Source organism: Aeromonas sp. TS_SC_11, assembly GCF_057318915.1.
Genome location: NZ_CM170470.1, coordinates 2,799,461 through 2,819,538 on the forward strand (window position 1 = coordinate 2,799,461; position 20,078 = coordinate 2,819,538).

15 protein-coding genes and 2 tRNA genes are annotated in these 20,078 nt (G+C 59.2%); 10 read left to right on the forward strand and 7 right to left on the reverse strand.

Annotated elements, in window-relative coordinates; translation table 11 throughout:
* Positions 1-406 precede the first annotated feature (406 nt).
* Both tamA and tamB read left to right on the forward strand, forming a co-directional pair.
* Entirely contained in the window at positions 407-2,182 is a 1,776-nt protein-coding gene (gene tamA, locus AC1P02_RS13190; RefSeq protein WP_011898917.1) for an autotransporter assembly complex protein TamA, read from the forward strand.
* Between the two features lie 61 nt (positions 2,183-2,243).
* Positions 2,244-6,056 (forward strand): autotransporter assembly complex protein TamB, encoded by a 3,813-nt coding sequence (tamB, locus tag AC1P02_RS13195; protein ID WP_485182422.1) that lies wholly within the window; start codon positions 2,244-2,246, stop codon positions 6,054-6,056.
* A gap of 127 nt (positions 6,057-6,183) precedes the next feature.
* On the opposite strand, the gene AC1P02_RS13200 is transcribed toward tamB, so the two are convergent.
* Together AC1P02_RS13200 and AC1P02_RS13205 are read right to left on the reverse strand one after the other, a co-directional pair.
* Positions 6,184-6,268: transfer RNA gene (locus AC1P02_RS13200), tRNA-Tyr, on the reverse strand.
* Positions 6,269-6,322: 54 nt separating this feature from the next.
* Positions 6,323-6,407 (reverse strand) — tRNA-Tyr (locus AC1P02_RS13205).
* Between the two features lie 125 nt (positions 6,408-6,532).
* On the opposite strand from AC1P02_RS13205, the gene AC1P02_RS13210 reads away from it, so the two are divergent.
* Entirely contained in the window at positions 6,533-7,042 is a 510-nt protein-coding gene (locus AC1P02_RS13210) for a VC2046/SO_2500 family protein (protein WP_485182423.1), read from the forward strand.
* Positions 7,043-7,144: 102 nt separating this feature from the next.
* On the opposite strand, the gene hpf is transcribed toward AC1P02_RS13210, so the two are convergent.
* Positions 7,145-7,483, reverse strand: coding sequence for a ribosome hibernation-promoting factor, HPF/YfiA family (hpf, locus tag AC1P02_RS13215; protein WP_005309768.1), 339 nt, complete (start codon positions 7,481-7,483; stop codon positions 7,145-7,147).
* A 371-nt stretch (positions 7,484-7,854) separates the two neighbouring features.
* Between hpf and AC1P02_RS13220 the strand changes: the two genes are divergently transcribed.
* The 5 genes from AC1P02_RS13220 (at position 7,855) to yciA (ending at position 15,173) form a co-directional block, all read left to right on the forward strand.
* Positions 7,855-10,353 carry a putative bifunctional diguanylate cyclase/phosphodiesterase gene (locus AC1P02_RS13220; RefSeq protein ID WP_219592087.1) on the forward strand — a complete coding sequence of 833 codons (2,499 nt, stop codon included), beginning with the start codon at positions 7,855-7,857 and terminating at the stop codon, positions 10,351-10,353.
* A 103-nt stretch (positions 10,354-10,456) separates the two neighbouring features.
* Positions 10,457-12,373, forward strand: a complete 1,917-nt coding sequence (locus tag AC1P02_RS13225) for a transglycosylase SLT domain-containing protein (protein WP_485185454.1) — start codon at positions 10,457-10,459, stop codon at positions 12,371-12,373.
* Between the two features lie 179 nt (positions 12,374-12,552).
* Positions 12,553-13,554 (forward strand): LacI family DNA-binding transcriptional regulator, encoded by a 1,002-nt coding sequence (locus AC1P02_RS13230; protein ID WP_131731731.1) that lies wholly within the window; start codon positions 12,553-12,555, stop codon positions 13,552-13,554.
* A gap of 258 nt (positions 13,555-13,812) precedes the next feature.
* Positions 13,813-14,625, forward strand: coding sequence for an NAD-dependent epimerase/dehydratase family protein (locus AC1P02_RS13235; protein WP_485182424.1), 813 nt, complete (start codon positions 13,813-13,815; stop codon positions 14,623-14,625).
* A gap of 149 nt (positions 14,626-14,774) precedes the next feature.
* A complete protein-coding gene (yciA, locus tag AC1P02_RS13240) occupies positions 14,775-15,173 on the forward strand; it encodes an acyl-CoA thioester hydrolase YciA (protein WP_005309782.1) in 399 nt (132 codons plus the stop codon).
* A gap of 6 nt (positions 15,174-15,179) precedes the next feature.
* Here yciA and AC1P02_RS13245 read toward each other — a convergent pair whose 3' ends face one another.
* Positions 15,180-15,404: a hypothetical protein gene (locus AC1P02_RS13245; RefSeq protein WP_034523267.1), complete on the reverse strand. Its 225-nt coding sequence runs from the start codon at positions 15,402-15,404 to the stop codon at positions 15,180-15,182.
* A gap of 111 nt (positions 15,405-15,515) precedes the next feature.
* On the opposite strand from AC1P02_RS13245, the gene AC1P02_RS13250 reads away from it, so the two are divergent.
* Positions 15,516-16,361: an endonuclease/exonuclease/phosphatase family protein gene (locus AC1P02_RS13250; protein WP_309265352.1), complete on the forward strand. Its 846-nt coding sequence runs from the start codon at positions 15,516-15,518 to the stop codon at positions 16,359-16,361.
* Positions 16,362-16,442: 81 nt separating this feature from the next.
* On the opposite strand, the gene AC1P02_RS13255 is transcribed toward AC1P02_RS13250, so the two are convergent.
* Both AC1P02_RS13255 and gloB read right to left on the reverse strand, forming a co-directional pair.
* On the reverse strand, positions 16,443-17,990 hold the full coding sequence (locus AC1P02_RS13255; protein ID WP_113720710.1) for a LysM peptidoglycan-binding domain-containing protein: 1,548 nt from the start codon (positions 17,988-17,990) through the stop codon (positions 16,443-16,445).
* A 69-nt stretch (positions 17,991-18,059) separates the two neighbouring features.
* Positions 18,060-18,824 (reverse strand): hydroxyacylglutathione hydrolase, encoded by a 765-nt coding sequence (gene gloB, locus AC1P02_RS13260; RefSeq protein WP_485182425.1) that lies wholly within the window; start codon positions 18,822-18,824, stop codon positions 18,060-18,062.
* A gap of 71 nt (positions 18,825-18,895) precedes the next feature.
* Between gloB and AC1P02_RS13265 the strand changes: the two genes are divergently transcribed.
* Positions 18,896-19,618 carry a class I SAM-dependent methyltransferase gene (locus AC1P02_RS13265; protein ID WP_404294529.1) on the forward strand — a complete coding sequence of 241 codons (723 nt, stop codon included), beginning with the start codon at positions 18,896-18,898 and terminating at the stop codon, positions 19,616-19,618.
* On the opposite strand, the gene rnhA is transcribed toward AC1P02_RS13265, so the two are convergent.
* A complete protein-coding gene (rnhA, locus tag AC1P02_RS13270; protein ID WP_058395005.1) occupies positions 19,606-20,070 on the reverse strand; it encodes a ribonuclease HI in 465 nt (154 codons plus the stop codon). The genes AC1P02_RS13265 and rnhA overlap by 13 nt on opposite strands.
* Positions 20,071-20,078: the final 8 nt, after the last annotated feature.

Sequence of the window (20,078 nt, forward strand, 5' to 3'; positions counted from 1 at the left end):
GACATGCCTTCAAGGGAGGGGGACGCCAGGGCCAGTGTTTGGGGGCAGGCCATGAGGGCGGTGATGTCATTTTGACCGTTTGCCGACAATGGATGTCGCATCATCCGGGGCGCCTGGAGAGTGGGTCCTTGACGTGAGTCGCCGCCGTTGAGGCGGTACTTCATGGCCTGACGGGCGAGGAATTCCCCTTTTTACCCGCAATGGCGCAGGTCAGCGTGGCCGGCGCGGGGGTAAAGGGGGTCACCCGGTCGGCAAAGGCTTCAATAATATGGTGAATTTCAATGCCACCCCGCTCTGATGTTGGGCTGGGGATATGCTAGGATGAGGCGCGCTTGCCATCGAGTGAGCCTCATTATCGTTCTGAATACTGCATTATTTTAATCATGTTCTTCGGGGAAATTGACGTTTGACAGGATGCAATCCGCCCCTGCCAGCAGGGATCTCACCGCCCGGACGGGCGTTCCGTCGCGGGCTTCGTGCACTTGGCCTGAGCCTCTGTCTGCTGCTGGTTGTCACGCCCGCCATGGCGGCCAAGCTCACCTATCAGATCAAGGGTCTGAGAGGGGATAACAAGAGCAACGTTGAAGCCTACCTCAATGCCCTGCCTGTCTATCAGGAACGCCAGTTCCGCCCCGCGCGCGCCAAGATCACCGAGAGCGTGCAAAAAGCCTTGCAGGTCTATGGCTACTATCAGCCCAAAATCACCCTGAGTCGCGACAAGCAGGCTCCCTCCAAGGTGGTGATAGAGGTGGATCCGGGCAAGCCTGTCATCATCTCTCGCCTCGATATTTTGCTGGAAGGGGACGCGGGCAGCGACGAGGTTTACAGCGAGCTGCTGGACAAGCTGCCCTTGAAAGAGGGCGATGCCCTCAACCACGGCAAGTACGAATCCATCAAGGCGGATCTGGGCAACCTGGGGCTGGCCCGGGGTTATTTCGATGCCAAGATCAGCAAGAGCCAGGTCAAGGTGTTCCCGGATCAGGGCACGGCCGAAATCTTCATCCTGTTCCGCTCCGGCCCCCGCTATCACTTTGGCGAGATCCACTACGACGCCACACCGGAGGCGCTGCGCCTCATTCGACCGCTCATCAACATCAAGCGTGGCGACCCTTATCTGGCGATCCGGATGGCCGAGATGTCGCAGGATGTCTCCTCCACCAAGCTGTTCAAGCAGGTGGATATCAAGCCCATGATCAGTCAGGCCGAGGGCAACCGTGTACCTGTGCAGGTCACCTTGTCCAACCGGGTTGACCACGAGATAGAGACGGGTGTCGGCTTTGCCACCGACGTGGGCCCGCGCATGAGTGCCACCTGGGAGAAGCCCTGGGTCAACCGCTATGGTCACCGCCTCAACGCGACCGCCAATGTCTCCGCCCCTCAGGCCGATCTCAGCTTCGATTACCAGATCCCGGTGGGCAACCCGCTGCGGGATTACTACTCCCTGCAAACCGGCTATCGCTATACCAACAACAATGACACCCGCTCCGATCTCGCCACCTTCAGCGTCCACCGCTGGACGCGGCGTCCGGAGACATGGGACCGCGACGTCTTCATCCGGCTTGAAAACGAAAGCTATGTGCAGGGCAAGGATGAAGGGAACAGCTTGCTGCTGATCCCCGGCGTCTCCTGGTCGCGGCTGCGGGTGCGCGGTGGTCTGGTACCGGACTGGGGTGATCGCCAGCAACTGACCCTGGAGTTTTCCGACCCTTACTGGGGATCGGATATCAGTTTCATGCGGGTGTGGGGCCGCAGCAAGTGGCTGCGCACTCTGGGGGATGATCACCGCTTCCTGCTGCGGGCCGAGCAGGGCGCCATCATAGGGGACAGCTTCTCGCTGGTACCCCCCTCCTTGCGCTTCTTTACCGGGGGCGATCAGACGGTACGTGGCTACGGCTATGAGACCATCTCGCCGCGAGACAGTGATGGCAAGTTGCTGGGGGGACGCTACGTGAGCGCCGCCAGTGCTGAATACAACTACCGGTTCAGCGACAAGTGGCTCGGTGCCCTGTTCGTGGATGGCGGCACGGCAACCGAGGATTACAGCGAAGCCTGGAAGATAGGGACAGGTGTCGGTGTGCGCTGGGTGACCCCCATAGGTCAGGTCAGGCTCGATCTGGCGGTGGGCATTTCCGAGGAAGACAAGCCGCTGAGGCTGCATTTCGCGCTGGGGCCTGAATTATGATTTCGTTTGAACGCACGTTTCTTTGGCCGCTGCGGCTGCATGTTTCGCGGGGGTCTGCACTGTGATCTGGGTAAAACGCATTTTTCTCTGGCTGATGGGGCTGGTCTTCTTGCTGCTCATCGGCGTCAGCCTGCTGGGGTTCACCCACCAGGGCAACAAGTGGCTGTGGTTGCAGGCCAGGGCTGCGCTGCCTTCTCTCAAGGGGGAGCTGGTGGCTGGCCAACTGGGTTACGGCTGGACCCTGGAAGGGGTCGGCTGGCAGGATGAACTGGTGGATGTCACTGTGGATCGGGCCGTGCTCGACTGGGATCTGGGCAAGCTGCTGCAGGGCAAGCTCTGGATAAAATCCCTGTCGGTTACCCATCCCGTGGTGAAGGTTGCCGAGTCTGAACCGACACCGGAAACGCCATCGGAGCCTTTTGTCTGGCGGCCCTTGCCGCTGAAAATCCAGATCGACAGCCTCAAGGTGGCAGATCTGGATCTGGCGGTACCCGGGGTCGCGGTAACCCTCACGTCGCTGGATATCGGTGCCTCCCTCAATCGCAAGGGGCTCATAGTGCGTGGGCCCGTGCTCGATGGTCTGAGCGTGATCCTGGCCGAGACACCGCCTGCCAATGCAGCCAAGCCAGCTGCCGACAAGGCTGCCAGGGAGAAAGCGACCAAAGACAAGGCGACTGCAGACAAGGCTGCCACCCAACCCATGCTGAGCGCCAAGGCGCAGCAGGCGGGCAAGGGCAAGGCAGAGCAGACAGCACCCATAACCTTGCCTGCCATTCACTTGCCATTCCCGATCCAGCTGGAAGGTTTGCATGCCACCAAGCTGCACTACCAGCAAGGGGAGCTGATCGAAGGGCTCGATTTTCTGCGGTTGTCGGCCACGGCAAAAGAGGAGCGCATCGAGGTGCGTGAGCTCTCCCTGCGCCATGCCATGGCGGATCTGGCGCTCAAGGGCCATGTCCGGCTGACCGAGGATTATCCGCTGGCGTTGACCCTGGATGCCAAAGCCCGCAAGGGGTTGCTGGATGGGGAACTGAAAGGGGAGCAGGCGACCCTGACCCTGGGTGGCTCAGTGGGCAAGCTGGCGCTGGCACTGCAAGCCAAGGGGCCTGTGGCCGCCAACCTCAAAGGGTCATTGTCTCCCCTCAACCCTGACTTGCCGTTTGACCTGGCGCTGGAGTGGAAGCGCCTCGGCTGGCCCCTCACCGTCACCAAACAAGCAGCCAAGGACGAGCCCGGCTATCAGTTGGACAAGGGCAGCCTGACCGCCAAGGGCAAGCTCTCTGCCTACCAATTTGCCTTGAATACCGCCGGCAAGGGCACGGATGTGCCCCCCTTCAAGCTGGCGCTGACGGGCAAGGGGGATCTGGAGCAACTCAACCAGATAAACCTGCTGCTCAACGCCCTGAAGGGGGAGCTCAAGCTCGATGGCAAGCTGGCCTGGAACAAGGGGGTTCGCTGGCAGGGCACCACCGAATTCAAGGAGATCAATCCCGCCGAACTGGTGCCTGAACTCAAGGGCAAGCTGGCGGGCAAGATAGTCAGCCGTTTCGAACTGAGCGAGGCGGGTCACTGGCAGTTGCAACTGCCCGAGCTGAAAGTCGAGGGCAAGCTTAATCAGTATCCGCTCGCCATCCAGGGCGAGATCAGCGGCAACGACAAGATGGAGTGGCAGATCCCGGCTCTGGCGCTGCAAAGCGGCCCCAACCGGTTGCAGGCCAAGGGCAGCCTCAGCCAGCAGGCGTGGCGACTGGATGCGGATCTCGATGCACCCAATCTGACGGGGCTCTATCCTGGCCTGAAAGGGGACATAAAGGGACAGGTGCGTCTGACCGGTAATCAGAAAGCGCCGCGGGTCACCACTGAACTGGTCTCCAGCCGTCTCTATTATGCGGGCACGGATCTGAAAGGGATCGCCATCAAGGGCAATGCCCTGGTCGGTGACAAGCCGGCCGGTGAACTGGCGCTGACGGTGGCGAGTCTGGCGCAGGGAAAAACCACCCTCAGTCAGCTGGCCCTGACGCTCAGTGGCGACCTCAACCAACATGTGCTGAGTCTGACCATGAAGGGCGATCCGGTTGCGGCCAACCTCAACCTGAGCGGCGGGCTGCGCGGAGATCGCTGGCGTGGTGCCTTGTCGGAGCTCAAGCTGAAGACGCCGTTGCGGCGCTGGGAGCTGACCGCCCCCTGGGCCCTTGATCTCGATCTGCCACGCCAGCGGCTGACCATGGGGGATCTCTGCCTGACCTCCCAGGGGGCCAGCCTCTGCGTCAAGGGGAGCCAGGTCTCGGCCCAGCAAGGAAGCCTGGAGTTTGCCCTAAGCGAGTTTGATCTCAAGCGCCTGCGTCCCTGGCTGCCGGAAAACTTCCGCTGGCAGGCGGTGCTCTCAGCCGATGGTCGCGCCAGCTGGCGTGGCAATCAGCCGACACTGCATGCCAATGTGCGCACCACACCGGGCACCTTCGTGGCTGATGGGCTCAAGACCGATTATCAGCGCCTCGAACTGGGGGTGGACTTTGAACGCCAGCAGGCGGCGATCCGGCTCGACTTCGTCTCCAAACAGATAGGTCATATCGATACCGATCTGCTGATCAAGGATCCGGCCGGTCGTGGCACTCTGTCAGGCCAGCTCAAGTTTGATGACCTCAAGCTGACGACGTTTGCACCCCTCATTCCCGAGGTGCGCTCCCTGCAGGGGGTCATCTCGGCCGATGCCCGCTTCGATGGCACACTGGCGTCCCCTCTGCTGTTCGGTCAGCTTAACCTGCTCGATGGAGAGGTGCAGACCCACTCCGACATGGTGACCCTCTCCAAGCTGGTGACCCACCTCAAGATAGAAGGCAACCGGGCCGAGCTCGACGGTACCATGCTGGTGGGCAAGGGCCCGCTGGCGCTGGGTGGCTGGCTGAGCTGGGCCAGCATGCCGGTGACGGGCAGTCTCACCATTCAGGGCAAGGAACTGGAAGCCCAGTATCCGGGCATGGGACGGGTGCGGCTCTCCCCCGACATCGCCATCTCGCTGGGAGAGGAGACCCGGGTCAGTGGTCAGGTCGATATTCCCTGGGCGCGGATCCTGGTCAAGAGCCTGCCGGAGAGTGCTGTCTCTGTCTCCGACGATGTGACAGTGATCTATGACGACCTGCCGCCTGTGCCCAAGGCGGCGCCGCTGCCGATGGCAATCAAGCTGGCCGTTCGGCTCGGGGACGACGTTCGGCTGGAGGCCATGGGGCTAAAAACCCGGGTGGGCGGTGGCATCAATATCAGCCAGGAGCCTTCCCGGCCACTGGCGGGCAACGGTCAACTGGTGCTCAACGATGGCCGGTTCAAGGCCTATGGTCAGAACCTCATCATCAAGGATGGCCGCATCCTCTTCTCTGGCCCGCTCGATCGACCTTTCCTCAACATAGAGGCCTATCGGGATCCGGATACCATAGAGGACAAGGTGACGGTCGGGGTGCGGGTGACCGGGCCGGCGAGCAAGCCCAAGATCACCGTCTATTCCGAGCCGCAGATGGCACAATCCGAACAGCTCTCCTATCTGCTGCGCGGCAAGGGCTTGCAGACCAGTGGTGAAGATGGTGGTTTCAACGGCCTGCTGGTGGCCGGTGCCGTCAGCCAGGCCAATGGCGTGGTCTCCAGCCTGGGGGAATCCCTCGGCATGAGCGATGTGGCGCTCGATACCGCCGGCAGTGGCAACAACACTCAGGTGACCCTGTCGGCCTACCTGTTGCCCGGTTTGCAGTTCCAGTACGGGGTCGGTGTGTTCAGCCCCATCGCCGAGTTCAAGCTGCGTTACGAGCTGATGCCCAGACTCTATCTGCAGGCCATGAGCGGCGTCGCCCAGGCGGTGGACATCTTCTACCGCTTCACTCTGTAGGGCAGGGGGATGCAAAAACGGGAGGCCTTGGCCTCCCGTTTTCATGGGGCAGTGTGAGGGTGGGTCACACGACATCCTGATGGCCAGAAATGCGAAAACCCGGCGCCAGGCCGGGTTTTCTGAAGAGTGGTGGAGGGAGAAGGATTCGAACCTTCGAAGGCAGAGCCGTCAGATTTACAGTCTGATCCCTTTGGCCGCTCGGGAACCCCTCCACGGGGTATTGCATACGTTTATTGGCCTGACTTGCGTACTGGCTGCACTTGAAATGGTGGAGGGAGAAGGATTCGAACCTTCGAAGGCAGAGCCGTCAGATTTACAGTCTGATCCCTTTGGCCGCTCGGGAACCCCTCCACAAGTGCGAGGCGCATACTAACAGATCTTCTGTCGTTGTGAACCCCTTGGCGGGATTTTTCCTGCTCAAAGGATCCGATTTGCGGCCGATAAGCAATGAAACCACTATTTCCAAGAGTTATCTCATGTTACCCAGCGCGATTCGTGATCAGCTGTTGGTTGACGAGGCCCAGCTGGGGCAGCGTCTCAACCGTGATCTCCAGCATGGAGACAGGGCCGACTTTCGTCTGCACCTGGCCCTGCTGACCGATGCTGTGGAAGAGCAGCCCTGGTTCGATCCGGTGCGGGTTTCCAAGCCAGATACCCGGGGCTGGCGCAGCCATTTTGAACTACCGGCCGTGACCCCCTTGCAGGGAGGCGAGGATGATGGGGGATCTGCACACCTCAATGAGCGGTTGCAGCAGGGGGGATCCATGGTGGATGTGAGGCTTTGGCTGGCGCTGCAATCACCGCCTTTGCTCGGCCCGCAAGCTGCGCTGGATCCTGCCGTCTATGACAACCTCTCGCCCCTAGGTCGCGAGCGCTGGCAGCACAAGCTGGCGGATCAACCAAGGCGTGACGACCCCTTGCTCATGTTGCCAGTCCTCAATGCACTGCAAGAAGGGGTGGGTACGCGGTTGCACTGGTTAAGTTGAGGACAGCGGCACAAGCATGAAGGGGATCGTACAAAAGTCAGCATGCAATAAAGGCGGGAAGATCCCGCCTTTGAATTCAAATTGGTGTGATGTGATTGCGGATTATGCGTCGGCTTCGTCCGGCTGGGGAATTTCCTTGGCACTGGCCGCCGCACGACGGGCAATGGGTTTTTCGATGTGACGGGTGAGCTGACGCTCCAGCTTTTGCCCCAGTTCAGTGATGGCGGCGTAAAGATCCTCGTGTTCTGCCTGGGCAAACAGTTTGCCGTTGGGGATGCCAGCAGTGGCTTCAATGATGAACATCAGACGCTCTTTGGAGACAATCACATGAGGTGTGATGAGAGGCACCTGAAGACGTTCGAGCTTTTCAAAGCGGGATTCAATGCGCTCGCGGATAGCCGGGGTAATGTCGATGATTTTGCTGGTAATTTCGATTTTCATATTGGCCCCCTTCGGGTCGTCTTGCTTGTGTCTTCACCTTCAGATTACTCATGGGGGAATAATGAAATGTGATCTGGGTCACGAAATGAGCCCTTTACTATCACGGGACATATAAATTGTGATCTTTTCCCGTTCTGCACCAAAAAGCGCTTGAGCTCCATGAAACAGGCAGGCAGTATGGGAAAACTTGGATCGTTTCTGTCCCTTCTTGGCAGCGCCGCATGTCGACCTCATGTCCGGTTTCCACCGCTTAGTCTCGCATCTTTCGCACTTCCCGCCGCACCTCGTCATGCCGTAGTGCGACCTGTGAATGTGGGCGCTATCAAGTTATTCGGGCATTGAACGTGGTTGTTGTGGTGTTGGAGTAGTACATGAAACAGCAAGCCACTCAAATGATGTGGTTTTATGATCGACAACAGGAGCAGTGGAGCCTGTCCGATCATGCCTCTTACCAGCTTTGGCAAGGGGAGGGCGCACACCCCTGGGCCGGTCAGCTGGCTGCAGATGATGAACCCGGATTCTCCGATTTTCTCTCCAGACTCTATCACTCGCACCAACCGGCCCAGTTTATCGGCCATTTGAACGATGAAGAGGGGAGCGTGCGCCACGTGCTCTGGAGCGGTCAGTACATCCCCGCCCAGCAGGTTTGCTGTGGCTGGCTTGCGCCGCTCGATACCACCCGCAGCACCCCCTTGCCTGCCGAGTTATCCCAGCAGCTTCCTCTGTTGCAAGACCCCTTGCTGGCCCAGCTGGCCCAGGCGCTTTCCGCCAGAACCGGGCTCGATTTCTTCGATACCCTGGTCAATCAGCTTGCTCATATTCTGGTTGCGGATGCGGTCTGGCTGGCAGAGCGCACCGGCAGCGATCGCCTCAAGGTGCTGGCCTGTCACGGCATCGACCTCAAGGAGTACGAGCTCGCTGGCATGCCCTGTCATCAGGTTTATCGGCGCGGTGAAGCCTGTGTTGTCACCCTTGAGGCCCATTGTCAGCTCAACCCCCAGCTAAAGGCGGGGCAGCGTTATTACGCCCAGCCGCTGTTTGACCGAAATGGCCAGATCCTGGGTCATCTGGCCCTGCTTTTCTCCGGCGAGATTGAGATCCCCAATCTGGGATCAGTGTTGACCATCTTCTCCGTGCGTATGGTGGCCGAGCTGGAGCGACTGCAGAGCGACGCCCAGTTGCGGCTCTCTGCGGTGGCGTTTGAAACTCATGAAGGCATTATCATCACGGATCCTGATTTCAAGATCCTGCGGGTCAACCATGCCTTCAGCCAGATCACCGGTTTTGACAGCCAGCGGGTGATAGGTCTGCATCTGGGCAATGAGCTTTGGTCAGGGCTTGATGGCCTTGGCTACGAGCTCAATACCCTCAACCGCTGGCAGGGGGAGACTCAGCGCCTGCACCTCGATGGTCACACCTATCCCCAGTGGGAAATCGTCACGCCAGTGCAGGATGACAAAGGCGTTATCAGCCATTTTGTCATCTGCTTCGAAGACATCTCTGAGCGCAAAGCGGCTGAGCGCCGCATTCAGGATCTTGCCTATTACGATGAGCTGACCGGCCTGCCCAATCGCCGTCAGTTGCACGAAACCCTGGCTCAGGCATTCAGCGAAGCGAGCCGTGACAACCTGATCGGGGCCCTGCTGTTCATCGATCTGGATCACTTCAAGACCATCAACGACTCCCTCGGTCACGCTACCGGTGACTGGTTGCTCAAGGAGGTATCCAGCCGCCTCAAGCGATTGGTGCGTCAGGGGGACTGTCTGGCCAGACTCGGCGGTGACGAGTTCGTACTGCTGCTGCCCTCCCTCTCTGCCAGCCCGCCTCAGGCGGAGATGCAGGCCGACCTCATCGCCGAGCGGCTCATCAGCGAGATTGCTGCGCCTTACAACCATGGTGTGCAGGTGCTGCACATAGGTGCCAGCGTCGGTATTACCCTTTTTCCTGGGCGTGAGCAGGGGGTGGATGACTTGCTCAAGCAGGCTGATACCGCCATGTATCAGGCCAAGTCGGCGGGCCGCAAGACCCGGCGCTTCTTCGATGCCTCCATGCAGCAACAGGCGGATCGTCGCTTGCTCATTCATAACGAATTGCGCAATGCCTTGAGCCAGCAGGAGCTGACGCTCTATTACCAGCCCCAGCACATGGTGGAAGGAGGCGACATCATAGGCGTTGAGGCGCTGATCCGCTGGCAACCGCCGGGGAGGGCACTGGTCTCACCCGCCGAGTTCATTCCCATCGCCGAGGAGACGGATCTCATCGTCGACATCGGCAACTGGGTGCTGCACGAGGCGTGCGCCCAGTATGTGCTGTGGGAGGAAAACGGCATCCATATACCCCAGCTGTCGGTCAATGTGAGTGCCAAGCAGTTCCATGCCACCGATTTTGTCGAATGCATTCACGACGTACTGGCGGCTACCGGCATGGACCCCGCCTGCCTGAATCTAGAGATCACGGAGTCGGTGGTGCTGGGGCATGCGGAAGACACCATCAGCAAGATGAGCGAGCTCAAGGCCATTGGCATCAGCTTCGCCATCGATGACTTCGGTGCCGGCTACTCCTCCCTGAGTTACCTCAAGCGTCTGCCGGCCGATGAGCTCAAGATCGACCGCTCCTTCATTCAGGACATTCCCAAGGATGGCGACAACATGGCCATCGTCGAGGCTGTCATCGCCATGGCGCGTCACATGGGTTTCAACGTGACGGCAGAGGGGGTGGAGTCCCGCCAGCAGCTGGAGTTCCTGCAAGCTCAGGGCTGCCATTTCTATCAGGGTTACCTCGCCTCCAAGCCGCTGCCTGTGCCCTATCTGGAGCGCTATGTCCGGCGTCTGACCCACAATGACAATACCTGTGTGGTGGCAGAAAAATAGTATGGTGGGCGAGCTGTAGCCCTTGATGTTAACGGGTAGAATGAGTGGATATGACACCACCGCCAGCGGGCGGTGGCATTGCTGCTCAATGGAGACGTCTTTGGTGAAAGCCGTGCAGGGAATCATATTATCGGCGCTGTTCGTGCCAGGACTTCTGATGCCAGTCGCGGCACAGACAATGGATCAGTCCCTCTATCGTCAGGCCTATGACGCGGTACGTGCCAACGATCAGGCTCGTTTCCAGCAAATTCGTGCCCGTTTGACCCATTATCCGCTGTTGCCCTATCTGGATTACTACCAGTTGGCCTTTCGGCCCGGGGCGGCAGACTATGACAAAGTAACCCGTTTCATTCGCGAACACGGCGATACGCCGCAATCCAATCGCCTGGAGCGCAGCTACCTGACCCATCTGGCCCAGAGCCAGCAGTGGTCCCAGTTTCTGCGCTTCTACCCGGCCAAGCCGAGTTCCACCGATCTGCTCTGCATGCACTATCAGGCCCGCTACTACACGGGACAGCAGACCCAGGCCTTGCAGGAGGCTGGCAAGCTCTGGTTGAGCGGCCAATCCCGTCCCGATGCCTGTGCCCCTTTGTTCCAGCTCTGGCAGCAGGCCGGATTGCGCACTCAGGAGAAGGTCTGGACCCGCATGACCTTGGCGTTTGAAGCGGAAAACCCCAACCTGATCCGCCATCTGGGCGCCCAACTTGGCAGCGGTATGCAGCCTTATGCAGACCAGATGATCGCCTTGTTCGAGCAGCCTGCAAGGGCGATGAATCCGGCTTACTTTTCCACGGCAGCGCCCTCCCGGCGACTGCTGTCACTGGGACTGGCCCGTTATGCCAATCAGCAGCCCGAATCCGTGTTGCGCCAGCTTGCGCAAGCTCGCTCCCGCTTTGGTTTGAAGCCTGCCGAGGTGGCTCCGGTGGAGCGGGCTGTGGCCCGTCGCCTGCTGCTGGATCGATCCATCGCCCAGCGCAGTTGGGTGGATGCCACTGTCGTGCGGCTCGATGACCCGGATCTGCTGGAGCTCAGAGCCCGCCTTGCCATCTGGGAACAGGACTGGCGCGGCCTCTCCGGTTGGGTCAAGCGCATGCCGATGGCCTTGCAGAAAGAGGACCGCTGGCGTTACTGGCTGGCCCGCTCGCTGGAAGTGCAGGGGCAGAAGAAACCGGCGCGGGATCTCTATCTGGAAACGGCCAACTTGCGCGGCTTCTATGGCTTCATGGCGGCTCAGCGTACCGGCGTGCCTTATCGCATCAAGAACCAGAGCGCCGGTACCAAGGTGCCTGACTGGCGTACCGCAACTCACCGCTGGCCCTTCCTGCTGCGGGTGCGTGAGCTGCTGGATATGAACGAAATCACGGCGGCGCGCGCTGAGTGGGTCCACAACATGGATCGCAACCCGGTTGCCCAGCGCATCGAGTTCGGTCATATAGCGCTTAATCAGGGCTGGCATGAGCTGGCTATTCTAGCCAGCATCCGCGCCGAAGCCTGGGATGCGATCGAGTTGCGTTTTCCCAAACCCTACAAGCAGACCTTTAGCCAGATGGCGCGGGAGCGCTCGGTCGATATGAGCCTGCTTTATGCGGTGTCGCGCCAGGAGAGCGCCCTCTACCCGCGGGCAGAATCGCCGGTGGGTGCGCGCGGCCTGATGCAGTTGATGCCGGGTACCGCCAAGGAGACAGCCAGCAAGCTGGGGGTGCCTTATCGCAATCCCGAGCAGTTGTTCGAGCCTACCCTCAATGTCAGGTTGGGGAGTGCCTACCTCAAGCGCTTGCTGGATGTGTATGACGGCAACCGTATTCTGGCGACGGCGGCTTACAACGCCGGGCCGGGGCGGGTGAAACGCTGGCGGGAGCAGAGCCGCAATCGGCCAATGGATGTCTGGGTCGAGAGCATCCCCTACAAGGAGACGCGCAACTATGTGCAGAATGTGCTGTCGTTCGATCTCATCTACCAGCACAAGCTGCAACAGCCGTTGCGCTTCATGTCCGAACGCGAGCTGAGTCACGCTTATTGAGACGGCAGCCGCCTTGGCGGCTGCCCAATTCCCTTTCCTTCCCCAAAATGGTTATTATCCCACAAGGTTTTGTTACAAAAGGAAACCTGTCAGGTGATCGGGCGCCACGTCTTGGTCTGACAGGTTCGATATAATCGCCCGATCAACACAGACAGGCTTCCCCAACAAAGGAATTGATAGTGGCAACGATTAAAGACGTTTCTCGGTTGGCCAATGTGTCCATTTCAACTGTGTCGCGGGTGATCAACAACACGGCACAAGTGGCACCAGAAAAGCGTGTGGCCGTATTGGCGGCCATGAAGGAACTGAATTTTCGTCCCAACAGTTTTGCCCAGGCGCTGGTCAGCAAGCGATCCAACTGCATCGGCGTACTGGTAGGGGACCTGTGTGGTGGCCCCTTTTTCGCCCAGATGATGCGCGGCATCGAGACCATGGTCGACAAGGCGGACAAATTCACCATCGTCATGTCCGGCAACCATGATGCGGCACGTGAGCGTCATGCCATTCAGGCGCTGCTGCAGCGCCAGTGCGATGCCTTGATTTTGCACAGCAAGGCACTGCCGGACGAGGAGCTGAGCGAACTGGTGGCAGGCAATACCCCCATTGTCTTCATCAACCGACAGGTACCGGGTGCAGAGGATCGCTGTGTCTGGCTGGATAACCAGGCCGGTATTACCACAGCGTGTCAGCATCTGCTGGATGCCGGGCATAGCAAGATTGCCTTCGTGACCTCGGATGACGAAGAGTTTGTGGATGGCTTGCAGCGGATGGCGGGTTACCGCTACGCCCTGCAACGGGCGGGTATTGAGCTGGATCCTGCGCTGATTGGCCGTGCCTTCGCCGATGAAAACGGCGGTTATGTGGCCATGGGCGAGCTGCTGGAGCGGGGTGTAGAGTTCACTGCCGTGCTCGGTTTCAACGACGCCATGGTGGCGGGAGCCATCTCCTGCCTGCTGGAGCGTGGCTACAAGATCCCGCAGCAGATCTCTGTGGTGGGTTTTGATGACATCCCTTATGCCCGTTACATCTACCCCAAGCTCACGACAGTGCGCTATCCCATCGAGGAGATGGGCGGCCGCGCGGCCGAGCTGGCCTTGCGTCTGCTGGATCACAAGCCGGTTGACGGGCTGACGCTCAAGTTTGAAGCAGAACTGGTCAGTCGCGAATCTGTCGCCCGATGAGATGAAATTGGCCCTGAATGGGCCAATTTTTTGCTGACTCCGCATTAAAAATTGAAACCGTTTTCAGAAATCCTTTTCAACTGTGATCCGCTTCAAAGCTTTTTGGCCAGCCTGCCACTAGCATAGGCCCCACGAATTAGGAGCCTGCGCTCCCGATTTTCCCGCTGTGGGAGGTAACTGGTCAATCCAGCTATTTCCTTCGTTACTTTCGACGGTCATCATGGATGGCCGTTTTTTTTTTGCCAGGATTTTTTGCCAATGACAACAGAATGCAGGAACCAGACGGGAATAGTGGGGGCCGGTTGGCTGGGGTTGCCGCTGGCGTGGGCGTTGCAGGAGCAAGGCAAGGCCGTGGTAGTGACGGTCAGCTCGGTCGAGAAGGCCGAGCGCTTGACCGCCGAAGGCGTGAAGGCCTGGCCGCTGCAATTGTCGGCCCGGTTGGATGCTTTGCCGCTGGTCTGCCGCGAGCTGGTGATCTGCGTGCCACCGAGCAAGACGGAGGATTACCCTGCGGTCATCGCCCGGTTATGCCAGCTGGCAAAAACTGCCGGTGTGCAGAGAGTGCTGTTCGTCAGCGCCACTTCGGTATGGGCGCCAGGGCAGGGGGAAGGGGAGCAGCCCAGACCCGGTCACGCCAGAGGGGAGCGAATGCTCGCAGCCGAGCAGGCTGTGTTGACCGCCGGTTTTGAGTGCGCCATGGTGCTGCGCCCCGCCGGTCTTTACGGCCCGGATCGCCATCCCGGTCGTTTTCTGGCGGGCAAGACTCTCGATGGCGGAGCCCAAGCGGTAAACCTGGTGCATCTGGATGATGTGGTGGCGGCCTGTCAGCTGATGCTGGCGCACCCAGAGAACGGGGATGCCTATAACCTGAGCGCTCCCGTGCATCCGCGCCGCGAGCAGTTCTATCCATTTGCGGCTCGCCTGCTCGGTTTACCGGCACCCAGCTTCATCGAACCTGCCGGGACCTTTGCCCCCATCGAGGGCCAGCTTATCTGCCAGCGTCTCGGTTTTAGCTACCGCTGGCCCGATCCGGCCCACTGGTTTGCCGAGCAGGCCGCACTGGGTCACTGAGGCTGCCTCGCCTTCGTTCAATTGTGTTTCCCTGCCGGGTAACATGCGGCTCCAAAGGCCTATTTTGGCTGAGAACGCAGGGCAATTGAGGTTTGCCAAGGCGTGGCTCGCCCCCTATCATGCCGCCATTCATGATAGAGAGAGCGGTAATGATGGTAGATACAAAACGTCACCCTGACGGGGAACTGTTGCTGAGAACTCTGGCGATGCCAGCCGATACCAACCCCAATGGCGATATCTTCGGGGGCTGGATCATGTCCCAGATGGATATAGGTGGGGGCATCATGGCCAAGGAGCTGGCAAAAGGACGTATTTGTACCGTTTCCGTCGAAGGCATGACCTTTCACAGCCCGGTCAAGGTCGGTGATGTGGTGTGCTGCTACGGGCGTTGCCTGAAGATTGGCCGCAGCTCCATGCGTCTGAAGCTGGAGGTCTGGGTCAAGCCGGTGCTGCGTGCCAACGAGGCTCAACGTTACTGCGTGACCGAGGGGATTTTCACCTATGTTGCCATCGACGAGCAGGGTAAATCCCGTCCGGTACCCGTCTGATCCGGCTCAGACAAGTCGGGCGTTGATGATGGATATTTCCTGCTCAAAGCCGGTTTTTTGCCGTATCATGCGTTCCAGCATCTCTTCCGAGCCGACACACTGCTCGGTGTCGAACAGGCAGAGATCGCACTGGGGATCCCGTCTGATCTGATAGACGGTGGAAAGCTCCACTTGATGACAATTTCCTTGTTGATCATAAAATGTCACGCGGTACTGGTGCTGTCTCGCCATAGTTGAATTCCTTCTGGATGAGCCTGGCCGGACACGAGCTATGAGCCTAGTCGGCAGCGGTGACGTTTGTGATGGTCATGACACAATGCAGAGGCAGGTGGTTGTTAGCCAATGAAAAATAGTTATCGCATTCTGGGTACGTCGCTGTTGACGTTGGGGTTGGTTGGCTGTTTCGAGGTACCGGATCAGGATCATATGATCACGGCGCAGGGCATCATTCCCGGCGTCGACTGCCAGAAGCCGCCACTGGTGGCGCTGGCCTCCACCGCCTTGCCCCGCGAGTTTGGCATCACAGTCTGGAACCTCTACAAGGGTCAGCGTAAAAACTGGCGCGAGGGGCTGGACGAGTATGCCAAATCCCAGGATCTGGTGTTGTTGCAGGAGTCGGCGACCCGTCCGGACATGCTGGACTGGCTCAAGGCCGGTGAGTTTCAGTGGCAACAGTTGCAAGCCTTTACTCAGGGCGGCGTTTCATTTGGCGTCATGACGGTCGCCAAAACGCCACAGGCCTTCGTCTGCGGCGTTCGTTCCCCCGAGCCTCTGCTACGCATTCCAAAATCTGGTCTGGTCAGCCTGTACCCCTTGCAGGGCGATCCTGACGGTGTGCTGGTGGTAAATCTGCATGCGGTCAACTTCGAACTGGGCATGGCCACCTTCCGCGAACAGCTCAATGACCTGACGGCTCTCATTCGCCGTCATCAGGGGCCCGTCATTCTGGCCGGGGATTTCAACACCTGGAGCGACAAACGGGAATTCTGGTTGAACAAGCTGGTGGGGGAGCTGGGGTTGCAGGAAGCCATTCCTGTGCCGGATCTGCGCCGTACCGCATTTGGCCGTCCGTTGGATCACCTCTATTACCGCAATCTGGATCTGGTAGAAGTGAGCAGCCCGGCCACCGATGCCTCGGATCACAATCCCATCATGGCGCGCTTTTCGGCCCAGGCCATCACCCCCTGATGTTCCCGGATAGGAGCAGCCAGACCCGATAAAAAAACACCCCGCACTTGGCGGGGTGTTTTCGTATGGAGTGGTGAACAATCAGCTGCTGTTTTTCACGAACAGGGTCAGTTCCTGACCCGGCTTGAGGTTGTCACTCTTGCCGAGCTGATTCCAGCGCATCACATCCATTACGGCGACCTGAAAACGGGCGGCAATGGCGGAGAGAGAGTCACCACGGCGTACCTGATAGACCATGGACTTGTTGCTGCTCTTGCCCTGCTTGGGCCAGATCACCAGCTTCATGCCGGGTTTCAGGGACGATTTGGCATTGAGACCGTTCCACTTTGCCAGCTCGTCATGATTGACCCCGTGAGCCTGGCTGATGCTCCAGAGGCTGTCACCGGAACGCACCTTGTACTGGAGCTTGCCACCGCTGCGCTTGGCGACTTGCTGCGGCTTGCTCTGAACGGCCGAACTGACACCAGATTTGCTGCTGCCGGTCGGGATCATCAGGGTCTGGCCACGGCGCAGATTGTTGCCACGCAGGTTGTTGGCCAACTTGAGCTGTTGCACACTCACCCCGTTGTTCTGGGCGATGCGGGAGAGTGTATCGCCACTGGTGACCTGATAGGAGCGGGTGCGTATACGCTCGCTCTGTGGCAGATCGGCCAGCGCTAGCTCCAGGGTATCGGCATATTCGACCGGTACCAGCAACCGATAGGGGCCCTGGGGAGACGTTGACCAGCGGCTCAGGGCCGGGTTGACCTCTTTCAGCTGAGCCGGACGCAAGCCCGCCAGCTGAGCGGCCACGTTCAAGTCGATCTGGCCTCCGGTATTGACCACCCGCAGCTGCGGTTTGTTGGCCAGTACCGGCAGGGTGACATTGTAGTTGTCCGCATTGCGGATCATGTCAGCCATCGCCAGGATCTTGGGGACATACATCCGGGTTTCGCGGGGCAGATCGAGAGACCAGTAATCGGTGGGACGACCGGCCTTCTGGTTGCGCACAATGGCGTTGCGCACGCGCCCTTCGCCGGCATTGTAGGCAGCCAGGGTTTGCAGCCAGTCGCCATCAAAGAAGCGGTTCAGGTACTCCAGATAATCCAGCGCGGCATTGGTGGAGGCCAATACATCGCGTCGGCCGTCATACCAGCTGTCCTGGCGCAGACCGAAGTTCTTGCCGGTCGCAGGCACGAATTGCCACAGGCCGACCGCATTGCTGCGGGAGCGGGCGTGGGGATCGAACATGCTCTCGATCATGGGAATGGTAATAAGCTCCATTGGCAGCTCACGCCGTTCGATTTCCTCTACCATCAGATACAGGTAGGGCTCAGCCCGGCTGGCAATGGTCGCCAGATGCTTATCGTTGCGCAGTAACCAATCACGCTGTTGGCTGACACGGGCATTGTCCTGTGGTTCAAACTGCATATCATCGCTGATACGCACCCACAGGTTATCCGTGTCATCCAGTGCATCGATCTGTTCGTCACCGAACAGGAAGCGCGTCGAATGTTTTTTATACGCTTTTTTGTTGACTTGGGGGGACTTGATCGGCTCGATTGCCGTTAGCGCCCGGTCATCCTGATGGCTCAGGTTTTGGCAGCCGCTGAGAAACAGCGCCGCCAATAAGGCCGTTCGTACCTTCATCTCGCTCAGGTCATCTCTTGAAAAACAGCTGGCATCATAAGGGGCAATGGCCCCCTGATCAAGGTTCGTTCAAAAAACGTCCTTCCAGCTGCGCAGGACGGCGAAGGTATCCTCTGGATTTTCCAAGCATTTTAAGGCGTGTTTTTCAGCAGAAAATTTCACGGAATCCTGCTCGCAACGCAGAAAAACGTTGAAATCGCGCTCATCGCCCAAGCGAGAAGGGAGACTCGGCAGGCCCTGCTGGCGCAGTTTGCTGATCATGCCGATCCGATGCTGGATCGCCTTGTTGTCGGGCTCGACTGCGTAGGCGAAGCGCAGGTTGGAGAGAGTGTATTCGTGGGCACAATAGATGAGGGTGTCGTCGGGCAGAGCCGCGAGCCGCTTCAGCGAGTCATGCATCTGGGCCGGGGTGCCTTCGAACAGGCGACCGCAACCGCCGGAGAAGAGCGTATCACCGCAAAACAGCATGCCATGGCCGTGGTAGGCAATATGGCCATGGGTATGACCGGGCACATGAATGACATCCAGGCTCAAACCATGCCAGTTGATCTGATCCCCGTCATCAAGCCACTGGCCATGGTGATCGGGCATGGGGTCATGTTTGGGGCCATACAATCTGGCATGAGGGAAATGTTTGAGCAGGGCGGTGACGCCGCCCACATGATCCTGGTGGTGGTGAGTCAGCAAGATGGCATCGAGCTGCAAGTCCAGTGCAGCCAGCCGATCCAGCACGGGGGCCGCATCGCCCGGGTCGACCACCAAGCAGTGATTTTCGTGTCTGATCAACCAGATGTAATTGTCGGTAAAGGCTGGAACTGTGATAACGGTATACATGAGTTAGCTTCTCTTTAGGGAGGGTATCTTATATAACTGGATGGCGTTCGCACCCCAAGTTGAGCCCTATTATGCAGTTGGCACGTACCGAACAACAAATCGAGGTCCCGACCAGCTGGTCGGCGTTACCCATGGGGGACTGGGTGGCTGCCGAGATCCAGGAGCGACTCGATAGCTGGTGCCCACATCTGTTTGGTTATCATCTGCTTAAAGTGGGCGCCCTGAGCGCCGAGCTCTCTTGTGGTTGTTCTTCCATTCGTCACCAGATAGGGGTGGCGACCAGTGGCCGCTTGCTGGATATCAAGGGCGATCCGCTGGCCTTGCCGGTACGCACCGGCAGTGTGGATGCCTGTCTGCTTGCCCATTGCCTCGACTTCTCGCCCGATCCACATCAGGTACTGCGTGAAGCAGAGCGGGTGCTGACCGACGATGGCTGGCTCATCATCAGTGGCTATAACCCGCTCAGTCTGGTCGGTATTGGTCATTGTCTGCCTTTCCTGCGCCAACGTCTGCCCTGGTCGGCACGAATGTTCACCCCGGCACGGGTCACCGACTGGTTGCAACTGCTCGGTTGTGAGGTGATGTTTGACGAACGCTTCGGCTATTCGTTCATGGGCAAACAGAGCCGGATCGGCTGGTGGCGGGAGAGTGTGGGGCGGGATTACTGCAGACCGTTTGCATCCGTCTATGTAATAGCGGCACGCAAACGGCGGTTTCCGCTCATCCCGGTGCGTCGTCGCTGGCGTTTGCCTGAGTCGATAGCGGCACCGGGCATGGCACGTCAGGGCTGGTAGCCGATGTCTTCGGCGAGTTCCTTGCCGCTGGCGGCATCGCGCGCCAGTTCATCGCAGCGTTCGTTCTCGGGGTGACCCGAGTGCCCCTTGACCCAGAGCCACTCGATCTGATGGCGGGCCACTTCGGCATCCAGCTCTTTCCAAAGATCGACGTTCTTGACCGGCTGACGATTTGAGGTCATCCACCCCTTCTTCTTCCAGCCGATGATCCACTGGGTGATCCCCTGGCGCACATACTGGCTGTCGGTGGTGAGCCGTACCTGGCAGGCGGCATTGAGGGTACGCAGCCCCATGATGGCGGCCATCAGCTCCATCCGGTTATTGGTGGTCAACCGAAAACCGCCGGAAATCTCCTTGCGGTGATCGCCATAGACCAGGACGGCGCCATAGCCACCCGGGCCGGGATTACCGAGGCAGGAACCATCCGTGTATAAATCAATGTGTTTTAACATGAGCAATC

Excerpts from the sequence above, each read along its gene's own strand:
- AC1P02_RS13210 (WP_485182423.1), top strand. The coding sequence starts at position 6,533 with ATGTTACCCAGCGCGATTCGTGATCAGCTGTTGGTTGACGAGGCCCAG.
- hpf (WP_005309768.1), bottom strand. The coding sequence starts at position 7,483 with ATGAAAATCGAAATTACCAGCAAAATCATCGACATTACCCCGGCTATC.
- AC1P02_RS13220 (WP_219592087.1), top strand. The coding sequence starts at position 7,855 with ATGAAACAGCAAGCCACTCAAATGATGTGGTTTTATGATCGACAACAG.
- AC1P02_RS13235 (WP_485182424.1), top strand. The coding sequence starts at position 13,813 with ATGACAACAGAATGCAGGAACCAGACGGGAATAGTGGGGGCCGGTTGG.
- yciA (WP_005309782.1), top strand. The coding sequence starts at position 14,775 with ATGATGGTAGATACAAAACGTCACCCTGACGGGGAACTGTTGCTGAGA.
- AC1P02_RS13245 (WP_034523267.1), bottom strand. The coding sequence starts at position 15,404 with ATGGCGAGACAGCACCAGTACCGCGTGACATTTTATGATCAACAAGGA.
- AC1P02_RS13250 (WP_309265352.1), top strand. The coding sequence starts at position 15,516 with ATGAAAAATAGTTATCGCATTCTGGGTACGTCGCTGTTGACGTTGGGG.
- AC1P02_RS13255 (WP_113720710.1), bottom strand. The coding sequence starts at position 17,990 with ATGAAGGTACGAACGGCCTTATTGGCGGCGCTGTTTCTCAGCGGCTGC.
- gloB (WP_485182425.1), bottom strand. The coding sequence starts at position 18,824 with ATGTATACCGTTATCACAGTTCCAGCCTTTACCGACAATTACATCTGG.
- AC1P02_RS13265 (WP_404294529.1), top strand. The coding sequence starts at position 18,896 with ATGCAGTTGGCACGTACCGAACAACAAATCGAGGTCCCGACCAGCTGG.
- rnhA (WP_058395005.1), bottom strand. The coding sequence starts at position 20,070 with ATGTTAAAACACATTGATTTATACACGGATGGTTCCTGCCTCGGTAAT.